Origin of the sequence: Arenibacter algicola, assembly GCF_000733925.1 — a bacterium.
Lineage (GTDB): Bacteria > Bacteroidota > Bacteroidia > Flavobacteriales > Flavobacteriaceae > Arenibacter > Arenibacter algicola.
Genome location: NZ_JPOO01000003.1, coordinates 469807 through 482751, shown reverse-complemented (window position 1 = coordinate 482751; position 12945 = coordinate 469807). Strand labels below are relative to the sequence as shown.

The 12945-nt window shown below is 38.5% G+C and carries 10 protein-coding genes; 6 read left to right on the top strand and 4 right to left on the bottom strand.

Going from position 1 to position 12945, the window contains the following annotated elements:
- The first annotated feature begins 53 nt into the window (after positions 1–53).
- A complete protein-coding gene (locus tag U735_RS0112240) occupies positions 54–701 on the top strand; it encodes an alpha/beta hydrolase (protein WP_031444091.1) in 648 nt (215 codons plus the stop codon).
- Positions 698–1246, top strand: coding sequence for a GNAT family N-acetyltransferase (locus tag U735_RS0112235; RefSeq protein ID WP_031444090.1), 549 nt, complete (start codon positions 698–700; stop codon positions 1244–1246). The genes U735_RS0112240 and U735_RS0112235 overlap by 4 nt, the downstream gene beginning before the upstream one ends.
- Positions 1247–1264: 18 nt before the next feature.
- Here U735_RS0112235 and U735_RS0112230 read toward each other — a convergent pair whose 3' ends face one another.
- A complete protein-coding gene (locus tag U735_RS0112230; protein WP_031444089.1) occupies positions 1265–2218 on the bottom strand; it encodes a hypothetical protein in 954 nt (317 codons plus the stop codon).
- Between the two features lie 362 nt (positions 2219–2580).
- Entirely contained in the window at positions 2581–2976 is a 396-nt protein-coding gene (locus U735_RS0112225) for an iron chaperone (RefSeq protein ID WP_031444088.1), read from the bottom strand.
- Between the two features lie 808 nt (positions 2977–3784).
- On the opposite strand from U735_RS0112225, the gene U735_RS0112215 reads away from it, so the two are divergent.
- From U735_RS0112215 to U735_RS0112200, 4 genes are all read left to right on the top strand, one after another.
- Positions 3785–4489, top strand: a complete 705-nt coding sequence (locus tag U735_RS0112215) for a LytR/AlgR family response regulator transcription factor (RefSeq protein WP_031444087.1) — start codon at positions 3785–3787, stop codon at positions 4487–4489.
- A gap of 67 nt (positions 4490–4556) precedes the next feature.
- Positions 4557–4955 (top strand): hypothetical protein, encoded by a 399-nt coding sequence (locus U735_RS0112210; protein ID WP_031444086.1) that lies wholly within the window; start codon positions 4557–4559, stop codon positions 4953–4955.
- 71 nt (positions 4956–5026) lie between these two features.
- Positions 5027–9364 carry a CusA/CzcA family heavy metal efflux RND transporter gene (locus tag U735_RS0112205; RefSeq protein ID WP_031444085.1) on the top strand — a complete coding sequence of 1446 codons (4338 nt, stop codon included), beginning with the start codon at positions 5027–5029 and terminating at the stop codon, positions 9362–9364.
- 10 nt (positions 9365–9374) lie between these two features.
- Positions 9375–10541 carry an efflux RND transporter periplasmic adaptor subunit gene (locus U735_RS0112200; protein WP_031444084.1) on the top strand — a complete coding sequence of 389 codons (1167 nt, stop codon included), beginning with the start codon at positions 9375–9377 and terminating at the stop codon, positions 10539–10541.
- 137 nt (positions 10542–10678) lie between these two features.
- Here the strand turns inward: U735_RS0112200 and U735_RS0112195 are convergent, their stop codons facing one another.
- Positions 10679–11929, bottom strand: a complete 1251-nt coding sequence (locus U735_RS0112195; RefSeq protein ID WP_031444083.1) for an NAD(P)/FAD-dependent oxidoreductase — start codon at positions 11927–11929, stop codon at positions 10679–10681.
- Positions 11930–11933: 4 nt separating this feature from the next.
- A complete protein-coding gene (locus U735_RS0112190; protein ID WP_031444082.1) occupies positions 11934–12941 on the bottom strand; it encodes a 4-hydroxyproline epimerase in 1008 nt (335 codons plus the stop codon).
- Positions 12942–12945 lie beyond the last annotated feature (4 nt).

Below are 12945 nucleotides of genomic sequence, written 5' to 3'. Positions count from 1 at the left end.
TTAAGCATTAGAAATTCAACAATTGTGTTACTTTATACCTTATCCCAAAATTGATGGAACTCAAAGAAAAGCAAATTTCATATACTGCCACCAATACCTATTGCGCCTTGAACATCCTGAGCGAAAAAACCAAGAATGTTTGGATAGTATTTCACGGTATTGGATTTTTGAGCAGATATTTTATTAAATATTTTAATGAATTGCCCAAGGAGGAAAATTATATTATTGCTCCACAGGCTCCCTCAAAATATTATTTGAACAAGGATTTTAAGCATGTTGGAGCTAGTTGGCTTACCAAGGAAAACACGGTTTTGGAAACGGGGAATGTTTTAAATTATATGGATAATCTGTTGGCCTCGGAAAAAATACCCGCCCATTGCAGACTAATTGTATTGGGCTTTTCCCAAGGGGTGTCCATAGCTGCCCGTTGGACCGCGAAAAGTAAAGTTAACCTAGATCAATTGATATTATATGCTGGTGGTATCCCAGAGGAACTTACTCCTGAGGATTTTAAATTTTTACTTACCAAAAACGCCAAGATAAAATTGGTGTTGGGCAATAAGGATGAATTTATATCGGAATCCCGTCTACAAAGAGAGAAGGAAAAGTTGAAATCGCTATTTAACGGAAAAGCCGAATTGATTAAATTTGATGGTGGGCATGAAATAAAAAAGGATATTTTAATCAATCTAATTACATGAAAAGCTTTAGCCCAATTCTGGAAAACGATTTTGTGAAACTGGCGCCACTGTCAATGAGCAACTACCATCATTTATTGCCTATTGCCGGTCAGGAAAAACTTGTTCAATATTCCCCTTCTGATATTGAGACACCCGAAGCACTAAAAAAGTATGTGGAACAGGCTCTGGAGAAAGAAAGAAATTTTACGGCCATGCCCTTTATTATCTACGATAAAAGGAATAAAAAGTATGCGGGTAGTAGCCGATTTATGAATATCGACCAAAAAAACAAGGTTCTTGAAATAGGTTCCACATGGATAGGAAGGGAATTTCAAGGCACTGGCCTTAATGGTCAGGTAAAACTTCTAATGCTCAATCATGCCTTTAATGAAATGCATTTTGAAAAGGTAGAATTTAGGATTGATGAACGCAATATTCAATCCCGTAAGGCGGTTGAAAAATTGGGGGCCAAATTGGAAGGTGTCTTGCGTAAAAACGTTTATCTGTTGGATGGCTTCAAACGAAATACCTGCTGCTATGGCCTTCTAAAAGAGGAATGGAGTTAATTTTTCGGAATAAAGTATTTACGACTTGACTTCCGGAGCCTGTATGGTTTCCTTTTCGTAATATTTAATTTTTCTGGTTTTATAGGTGTTGTCCGGGGTAATAATCTGTTTTATCCAGTTGCCGGATTCATGGCTGTCGTATTGGTAAATAAATTCTTGGACACTCACCGATTTACCTTTGGCAGTTTTTAATGAAATTAGCATTCCCTTGTCATTGTACGTATAGGTCATACTTTCTGTGGGAATAAATGTTTTTTGACCATCGTTATAAACAAACCTTTTTTCCAAGACCAGTTTGTTATTACTGTCATAAGTCTGTTCCAGCGCCTTCTGAGGTAAACCTTCCAGAAATTCTTTGGTCAGAATTAATTTGTGAACGGTATTGTCCTTTCCCTTTATTTTTGAGGTCCTGATAGATTTGAAAATGATATCATTTAAATAATATGTTTCGGTAACCTCACCTTTGTAGACTTCATATTTAAGTGCAGTTTCGTCAATACCGCTATCATTGATACGTTTTATGGTGGAGAGCTTCCCGTCCTCTCCATAGTTGTATTCATACTGATCTAAAAACTCCTTGTTGTACGAAATAATTTTTTCGGTAATCTTTTTGCCATCTGTGGTGTCCAATTCATAAAAATTGGCAATAGAGGTGTTCTTCACAAATACACCGTCCCTATAATTCTCTAACCGTTTTTCCAATAGTACGGAACCATCCAATTTATAAATTGTTATGTCATAATCTGTATCGTTATAACGGGTAACGGCCTTTGTTAGAATTCCTCCTTCATTAAAGGTATATTCTTCCTTTCCGTAATCGGTCGCAACCAAACAAGATTTAACCGGTCCTTTTAAATCAAAATCCTCAACGGAAAAAATCTTTATTTCCTGGGCCAAAAGTTCTATTGGGAAGGCTATGCCCAGTATAAAGGAAATACACAAAACAAAATGGACTAAGTAGTTCTTCATCATATGTCAAAATTAGTCTTTAAAAAGTCATAATAAAAACAAAATAGAACATAACAAAATAATAACTTGGAGCTATGTTTTTATATGGTTCATTGTGTATTAAGGGTTACATAATTAAAGGTAGCCACTAAGATAGGAAATTGCAGATTTTTGTTGAAATTGAAGATGGTCTGTGCTCAGAGATCAACCATTTTACTCGATAATCGAGATTAAAATGCTCCGGCGCTTGCCTGCCTGTCCCATTCAGGCGGGCGTCGAAATCTGAAATATGGGTCCTTTCAATGCCCCGAGGTAGTTTAATTGAGAATTATGGTCTATTTTTAAGGAAGTGGGCATTGTCCACATTCATTACAATACTTTAAGATTTATTTTTTAGCTTTCTTCTTGTTTTGAAAATTTGCCAAGTTCTCCTGTGCTCTAAATTTTACAATTTTTGCAACTAAAGAGAACGGCAAGGGTTGGTTTAGTGGAAATTGAACCGAACCTTTCCCTTGTTTATAGGGAGCCAATTCTTTTTCAAATTCTTTGTGACCCGTTGGGGTGGCATAGAATCCGATATGATTTTTATAGGCAGCGAAGTATACCAACATACCATAATACTTAAAGGCCGGCATTTTGTAACTAATCGTTTCCTCTGCCTCTGGTGCCGCTTTTAGGATGGTACTTCGCAATTTTTCCAAAACCTCCTGTACCGTTACTGGACAACTGGCAATGTATGAGCTAACATCTTTTGCGGAACTGTTTAATTTAAAATCTTGCATAACACATTTTGTTAAATTGAAAGATTATTGTAATTGTTTTAAAGTATTGATTTGCAATTATTTACGTAACTAAAGGTGTTGTTCTGTCGAGATCCCCCTTGTCTTTAATTATATGACTTATACGGACTAATCTTGGTTGACACAGCTCATCCATCGAATGCCGAATTTGTCAATCAAACTTCCAAAATAATATGCCCAGAACATTTCATCCAAATCCATATCATTACTATTTTCTGGGTAGGTTGGTATTGAAAAAAATATTTTGAGCGCACATTTTAGGTTTGGATTCGGGGACAGATACATAAAGATAATTCAAAATAAACATATACAAAGAGTGTATTTTAATCCTTATCATTGGTCGATCGGGAAATTTTCCTTTAACCTTAAATAGGACATTAATTGGCACACAAGTAACAGATATTCCTAAGGTATTATCAAAAGGGCTACTCAATCCTACTAGGTCAAAACACCATAAGTTGATTTACAGGCAAGCTACATAAAAACGAATGGTTTTTTATGGGTAATATTTCATTTGTCATGCTTCATAAATTATTTTTTTGTTCACCATTTTCAGATATTTTATTGTGTTAGGCCCTATTGTATTTGGTCTGAGCGATTTATAATAATTTAGAATTATTTTTAATATAACATACTGTATATTTGTTCCTTATAAAATGCCAAACACTAACCCTGGGCATTAAAGTAGTTGATATTCCTGTTGCAAACGGTAACGGGAAAATTTAGACTGTTCCCAATCTTGGGCTTTGGTCAGCTTTAATTCGTTGTGGTAGTTTGTTAAATTTCGACCATGAAAAAAACTAAATTAAAATGCATTTTAATAGACGACTCAACGGTACAACGCCGCGCAGTAGCTAAAATAATAAAGGAACACTCCAAGCTTGATCTTATAAATGAATACGATAATGGTGTAGATGCAAAAAAGGACATCGGCAGCAATATTATAGACTTAATATTTTTGGATATTGAAATGCCAGGTTTCAACGGATTCGAATTCCTGGAATCCTTGGAACATAAACCGCAGGTTATACTTATTTCTGGCAACCCCAATTATGCCATGAAGGCCTTCGATTATGACGTAACGGATTATTTACAGAAACCAGTGGATAAAACCCGATTTGATGTTTCCATAAGAAAGGCAATTAACAATTATGAACTTGAAAATGCGGAGGAGATTGAGCTGGAATATATATATGTAAATAGTAACCTTAAAAAAACTAAACTATTCCTGAACGAGATTTTATGGATAGAGGCTTATGGAGATTATGTGAAGATTATATCCACGGATAAAAAGACTTTAATACTCTCTACCATGAAGGCCTTTGCCAAGCAATTGCCCAAGGATAAATTTCTTAGAATCCACAAATCCTATACGGTTAATTTGGAAAAGATTGAAAATTTTAACGGTTCCACGGTAGAAATAAACGAACAAGTTATTCCTTTGAGCAGGCATAAAAAAGAGGCTTTGATCAAAGCCTTGGTAGTCATTGAATAACATTTGGCAAAAAGTTAGTAACAGCTTTTATTGTGAGAGATAATTATTTCTTATCTTTAGTGGGCAAATGAGCAAATTATTTTCCATAACGTTGTCGATTTTATTGCTGTTCCAAAGTTTTAATTTGGATATGGTAGATGTTGCCCAATTGGATGATTTTATGACTCATGCCCAGTTCCACAAAGAGAAATATGGGGATAACTTGTTTGTTTTTATATCCAAACATTATGGGGAACTTAAAACCCAGCACGATTTGGAACATAGGGAGGAACAGAAGGATCATGAAGAATTGCCTTTCAATCATCAAACCTGCTCCCATTATTCCACTGCCTTTGTACTGAGCGGAGCAGATTTTATGGTACCTAAAACTCCTCAAGTGGCAGATACCACTTCAAACTATTTTTATCAGGAATCTTATTGTCAAATAGAAAATTCCGATATTTTCCAACCCCCCAAGACTGCATAATTCATTACTGATTGAAATCATTATTTAACAAGCTGTTTTGCAATAGCTTGCAATCTTTTTATAAATGAATTATGTTATCCAATATTATACAATTCAGTATAAAGAACAAATTAATTGTTTTTTTACTCACATTATTTATTATAGGTTTTGGACTGTATTCCTTAACGCAGATACCCATTGGAGCAGTTCCCGATGTTACCAATAATCAGGTACAGGTAATTACCACCTCCCAGAATTTATCCACTCAGGATATGGAGCAATTCATAACCTATCCCGTGGAACTGGAAATGGCCAATTTGCCCGGTGTTATTGAAATTCGATCGGTGTCAAAATTTGGACTCTCGGTAGTCACCATCGTCTTTGAGGACAATATGGGCACTTATCTGCCCCGACAGTTAATTTCCGAAAAGTTAATCTCTGCCTCCGAGAAAATCCCTGCAGGATTCGGTACTCCCCAAATGGGCCCTATCACTACTGGTCTTGGAGAAATTTACCAATACATTCTGGATACTAAGCCGGGGTATAAGGACAAGTATTCTGCCATGGATCTGCGTACCATCCAGGATTGGGTGGTGAAGAGGCAACTTTCGGGAATTCCCGGAGTAGTGGAGGTGAATACTTGGGGCGGCTATTTAAAACAATATGAAGTAGCTATAAACACTCAAAAGCTGCATGCCATGAATATTACCACTGCCGAAATTTTTACGGCCTTGGAAAAGAATAATAGCGTTTCGGGAGGTGGTTATATTGAAAAAGTAAACCAGGCCTACTTTATTCGGGGGGAAGGGCTTATATCTTCCCTTAAGGATATTGAAAATATTGTAGTTAAATCAACGGACAACCTACCTATTTATATTAAGGATGTAGCCAATGTTGGTTTTGGCAGTGCCACCCGTTTTGGGGCCATTACCGGAAATGGGGAAGGAGAAAAGGTTTTGGGACAGGTAATGATGCTTAAGGATGCCAATTCCAAAAAGGTTATTGAAGCTGTTCATGAACGCATAGACGCTATTTCCAAGACCTTGCCCGAAGGTGTTTTTATAAATGGATTTTTGGAGCGTAGCGAGCTTATTGGAAAAACAACCTTTACTGTGGCAGAGAACCTAATCCTGGGTTGTTTGATCGTAATTTTTGTGGTTGTTCTGCTGTTGGGAAATCTCCGTTCAGGTTTGGTAGTGGCTTCCGTAATTCCACTTTGTTTATTATTTGCCCTCTCAATGATGTATATTTTTGGGGTAGATGCAAACCTGATGAGCCTAGGGGCCATAGACTTTGGGATCATTATAGATGGTGCAGTTATTATTGTCGAATTCATAGCCTATCAAATAACCGCTAAGAAAGGAGAATTGCAATTGCTGGGAACAAGGGCCCAACAGCAACTAAAAAATGAAATTACCTTTAATGGCGCTTCCAAAATGATGAACTCGGCTATTTTTGGGCAGCTAATTATACTCATCGTATTCATTCCAATCCTATCCTTAAGTGGTGTAGAGGGGAAAATGTTCAAACCCATGGCGCTCACCTTTAGTTTTGCCTTAATAGGTGCCATGATCTTATGTTTTACCTATGTTCCGGTGGCCGCCTCCATATTTATAAGACCATCTACCAAGTCCTCAAAAAACATTTCGGTACGTCTAATGGATTTTCTAAATAGATCTTATGATCCCATTATCCGTTGGGCACTAAAAAAGAAAAAGGTGGTGTTGGCTATTTCTGTCGTGCTATTGGGGGGATCCATATACCTATTTACCACTATGGGCGGAGAGTTTGTGCCTACCTTGGACGAGGGGGACTTTGTGATACAACCCGTTTTGAAAACAGGGACCTCTTTGAGCGAAACTGTTGAAATTACTACTAAGATTGAACAGATTCTAATTGATAATTTCCCGGAAGTAAAACAGGTGGTAACCAGAATAGGTGCAGCAGAAGTACCCACGGATCCTATGTCTATGGAGGAAAGCGATGTTATTATTATCCTTAAATCCAAAAAGGAATGGGTTTCTGCAGAGACTAAGGATGAATTGGCGGATAAATTCAAGGAGGCCCTGGGAGTGATCCCTGGTATGGAGTTAGAATTTACCCAGCCCATTGAAATGCGCTTTAATGAACTTATTACAGGTGTCCGCGCGGATATTGCCATTAAAATTTTCGGGGAGGACCTGGAAATCTTGAATAAAAAAGGAAATGAAATAAGAAATCTTATTCAGAATGTGGAGGGCGCGGCAGACATAACGGTAGAGAAAATTGCAGGACTTCCGCAAATGAACGTAAAATTCGACAGGGCAAAGATTGCCAGGTATGGTCTTAATATTGCTGATTTAAACAATCTTATTTCCATGGGGTTTGCAGGGACCAACCTAGGGAGTGTTTTTGAGGGAGAAAAGCGATTTGACCTAACACTAAGACTGGATCAAAAAAGTAGACAGGACATTTCCAATCTTAAAAATTTATATGTGGACACTCCGTCGGCCGGTAAGATCCCTTTAGGGGAGTTGGCCCAAATCTCCTATACGACCGGAGCGGCCAAAATCTCTAGGGACGATACCAAACGCAGGATAGTAGTGGGTATCAATGTAAGGAATAGGGACCTTCAGTCGGTGGTAGATGACATTCAAAAGCTTATCGAAACAAATGTAAAGCTACCGACAGGCTACACCATCACTTACGGGGGGCAATTCGAAAATTTACAAAGTGCCAAAGACCGACTGAAAATTGCAGTGCCAGTAGCGTTGGTACTTATTCTGATATTACTCTATTTTGCATTTAGCTCAATAAGGGAGGCACTGATTATTTACTCGGCCATTCCTTTGGCGGCCGTTGGAGGAATACTTCTTTTGTTTGTCAGGGATATGCCATTTAGTATCTCTGCTGGTGTTGGTTTCATAGCCCTTTTCGGGATTGCCGTACTCAATGGAATTGTGTTGATAGAACATTTTAAAGAATTAAAACACGCAGGTATGGAAGATTCTGATGAACTTATTATACAGGGATCAAAAGATAGGTTAAGAGCCGTTTTGTTGACGGCATCCGCTGCCGCACTGGGTTTCCTTCCTATGGCTATTTCCACTAACGTAGGCGCAGAGGTGCAGAGACCACTTGCCACAGTAGTTATTGGAGGGCTTATTACCGCCACTATATTAACATTGGTGGTATTGCCCATACTCTACTCTATTTTTCATTTAAAAGATAAAAAGGAGACGGTCAATTCCAAGAACAATGTAAAAGTCCTAAGTTTGGTAATACTTTTCTTAATTGGTATCAGCGGTGTTCAGGCACAGGAGGAGGGACTCAATTTTGATGAAATACACACCTTGGCCTTAAGTAACAACTCTGGCCTAAGGGCATCGAAACTTAAGGTGGATGAATCCAAAGCGCTTATAGGCAGTGCCTTCAGTTTTGATAAGACAGACCTATACTATCATTACGATCAAAACAATATCGCCATCAACAACAAGCCTTTGGAGGTCTTTGGTGTACAGCAGAACTTTCTTTTTCCAACCGTTTATTTTGCAGAAAAAGGTGTCAATAAGGCCAATTATCTTACAGAAAGTAGTGCTCATGAACGGAAAAAGCGAATTCTGGAACAGGAGCTGGCTTCCAATTATCATGGATTGCAATACGCAAGGCACAAGGAAAAGACCTTTAGCGAACTAAATGATCTGTACGAACGCTTTTCCTACTCCGCCCAACGCAGGTTTGAACTTGGCGAAAGCAACTATTTGGAAAAAATAACAGCACAGGCCAAACAAAAGGAACTTCAGACACTTTACAAAAAAGCCGTTGAAGATGCCAATTTGGCGTATCAGGAACTCATTAAAACGGTACAACCGGATTCTATACTGTTGGTGAGGACGATACCTATGGAAAAACTTCAGATAATGGATGTGAATCTTGAAAATAATGCAGGGATGTCGTTTTTTGAAAATAGAACAAAAATGTTCCAAGCAAAAAGTACTCTAGAGCAGCAATATTTATTGCCGGACCTGAATTTTAATTATTTCCAGGGAACCAATTCCACTTTGGGAGAGAACCTTTATGGTTTTCAGGTGGGGGTTAAGATTCCGTTGTTTTTTAGTGGTAATGCCTCCAAAATTAAGGCAGCCAAAATAGCCAAGAAGGTGTCCCTGGCGGAAGCCGAGGATTATACTGTTCAGTTAAGGACCAAATACCAGTCACTTATGGGACAATTAAAAAAGTATAAAGAAGTGCTTGCCTATTACGAGACTGAAGGTCAAGTTCTTGCCGATGAAATTATAAAAACGGCGACCCTAAGCTATCAGAGCGGGGAAATAGACTTTTTTCAATATATACAGAGTATGGAAAATGGGTACAATATTACCCTAACTTATCTGGAGAACCTTAATGCCTATAATCAAACTGTCATTGCTATCAATTATTTAAACTTATAAAATAAATACTATGTCACGATTACTATATATACTTATTGTAACAGTCCTTTTCCTCAATGTGTCTGCATGCGGGGATTCCAATGAAAAAAGCAATGTTGCTGCCAATGCTGACCCAAGTGAACAAGCGACAAATACCATTACCATTTCCAAAGCCCAATTTGACGTAGAGGGCATGGAACTTGGGCGTATTAGTCTACAAAACTTCCCTGTAGAGGTAGTGGTTGCTGGGACCATAGATGTTCCTCCCCAAAATAAAGCAATAGTAAGTGCATTTGCCGGGGGATATATAAAAAGAACTCCCCTTTTGATCGGAAATAAGGTAAAAAAAGGACAGCCCCTACTTACATTGGAAAATCCCGAATTCATACAATTGCAACAGGATTATCAAGAAAGCTTTGAACAGCTTAATTTTTTGAAATCCGAATTTGACCGCCAAAAAAGTCTAGTTGCCGAAAACATAACTTCACAAAAGAATTTTTTAAAGGCAGAGAGCGAATACAAACGCAATCTTGCCAGATACAACGGGTTACGACAAAAACTAAAAATGTTAAATATTTCTCCGGATAATGTTGAAAAAGGAATTTTGGCATCTGAGGCAACCATTTTTGCCCCAATAGACGGAAATATAACCAAAGTAAATGTTAGTAAGGGGATGTATGTCTCCCCTGCCGACGAAATTATGGAAATTATAAATACCGATCACATTCATTTGGAATTGTCTGTCTTTGAAAAGGATATTATGAATATAAAAAAGGATCAAAAAATACGTTTTAAAATATCCGAAGCTTCAGCGGAATATTACGAAGCCGAGGTATATTTGGTGGGGACCTCCATTGATGCGGACAGTAGAACGGTAAAGGTCCACGGTCATTTACACGATGATGAAAACCACAATTTTGCAGTAGGTATGTTTGTTGAGGCTGCTATCATTACTTCTAACAAGAGTATAAACGCCCTGCCCATTGAAAGTGTAATTGTCCAGGATAATAACCATTACGTTATAACCTTGGTTTCTGAAGGAAATGAAGGAAGTGTTTTTGAAACAAAGGCGGTTAAAATTGGTGATAGCTATAATGGATATACCGCCATTGCAGAAATGGGCGATTTAAAGGATGGTGATCAGGTTATAGTTAAAGGCGGATTTAATTTATTGGGTGAGACAGGCGGTAGTGATTAGCGAGCATTAGTCTATCTTTTAAAAGGTAGTGTTATTCATCCCAATTAATATTTTTAACCTAAGAATTCCAAACCATGAAAAGGAGCATGCTTGTTTCCGATTTCATGATTTGGAATTTATTTTTTGATTCATAAGATCTAGAATCGTCTATTTGGAGAAAAGCCGTTTATATCCATCGATGTTTTTTTGTCCGATATTATTTCCGAAACCAATTTTCCGGTCACAGGGCCTAGACTCCAACCCATCATGGCGTGTCCGGTTGCAACGGTTAAATTTTTTAGGGAGCTACTCTTTCCAATATAGGGCAATCCGTCTGGAGATACGGGTCGTAATCCACTTTTGGCATCCAATTTTTCTGCCTCACTTATTTTTATTTCCGGATAAAATTCGGTGGTGGCATTTGCGATGGCCTCAACCCGTTGTTTTCTAATAACATCATTGATTCCCGAGAATTCCATGGTGCCCGCAAAACGGGTATATTCTGCCATTGGCGTTACCGCCACCTTGGCTTCCATCAAAATGGCCGGAATAGTAATCCCAGTGGGTCTGGGAACATTTATCCGATAACCCTTTCCTGCCTGTATGGGAAGCTTTATTTTCAATTTCTTTGATAAATTATCGCTCCAAGAGCCTGCTGCCAAAACAACTTCTTTTGGGGAATAGTCATTCTTATTGGTAGTTACCTTTATTATTCGACCATTTTCTGTGGATAAATCTATAACCTCTTCATTAGTCTTAATAATTACCCCGCTCCTCTTTAAATATTCCAGCATTTTTTTCATGAACTCCGTTGGAGTGGTATGTCCGTCACACTCATAATGAATAGCACCTTTGACGTTCATGGTAACATTTGGCTGAAGTGTATCCAGTTCTTTTTTGTTCAAAGAGCTAACCTCCAGGCCTAAATAGGAAGCCTTTTTGGCTACTTGCATTTCATGTTCACCTTCCTTATCGGTTTTATAAAGCATTAATAGTCCCTTGCGTTCCAGTTGAAAATCCCCTAGATCCCCGGAATTCTTTATGGAGGTGAAAAGTTCCCTGCTAATTATATTTATTTCCTTGATCAATGGTATGGCCAAGGCTACTTTTTCTTTAGTGGAGGATTTATGGAAATACCAAGACCATTTAAAAAAATCGGTATCCCAACGGGGTTGCATATAAAACGGACTGGACGAATTGAACATCCATTTAATTCCCTTTGAAATCATTCCAGGGGAGGCCAAGGGAATAATATGGCTTGGGGTAATATATCCAGCGTTGACAAAAGAAGCCCCGGAAGTAATATCCGATTTGTCCAATACCGTAACCTTATGTCCTTCTTTTTGTAAAAAATAAGCAGAACAGAGTCCGACTATTCCCCCACCTATGATCACTACATCTTTTCCCATGATCTTAAATTACTTGAAAACCGTGTGCATAGGGATCATCATCATCAATAATGATATTGTTATAACCATAAACCTGTGCCCATCCTTTAATACTGGGAATGATGGCCGTCTTTCCCGCCAAAGTAGTTTCTTCCTCCACTTTTCCAACAAATTGGGATCCGATAAAACTTTCATGGATAAACTCATCCCCTACTTTTAGCTTGCCCTTGGCGTGCCATTGTGCCATTCGTGCAGAGGTACCGGTACCACAGGGAGATCTGTCTATAGCCTTATCCCCATAAAAAACGGCATTTCTAGCGGTGGCATCCGGTGATATGGTGTTCCCTGTCCATTCTATATGACTAACACCATTGATGGTTGGGTTCTCTGGATGTATAAACTTGTGGGGGTATTTAAGATTTATTTTCTCCCTTATTTCCTGACTGTACTGGACCAATTTGCCAGCGGAGTAATCCTGAATGCCCTTAAAATTTTTTTGGGGATCAATAATAGCATAATAGTTGCCCCCATAGGAGACATCAAAAACGAGATCCCCTAAATCTGAACAACTCACGGTAAGATCGGACGCGGCAAGGTATGATTTAACATTGGTCAACTTTACCCAATCCACCTTTTTGCCGGTTTGTTGATATTCAATATTTACCAAGCCCGCTGGAGTTTCCATTCTTATTTTCCCTGGCTCTTTTGGAGAAAGTAGCCCTTCCTCTATCCCTATGGTAATTGCACCTATGGTACCATGTCCGCACATGGGGAGACAACCACTGGTTTCTATAAACAGGATGCCAAAATCGTTGGCCGGATCGGAAGGCGGGAAAAAAATACTTCCGCTCATCATGTCATGGCCGCGGGGTTCAAACATTAGTCCTTTCCTAATCCAATCGTACTCCTTTAAAAAATGTTGGCGTTTTTCGCTCATGTCCGCGCCAAGGAGATTAGGTCCTCCCCCTGCAACTACCCTAACGGGATTACCGCAGGTATGGGCATCCACACAAAAAAAAGTCTTTCTGGGCATTAGT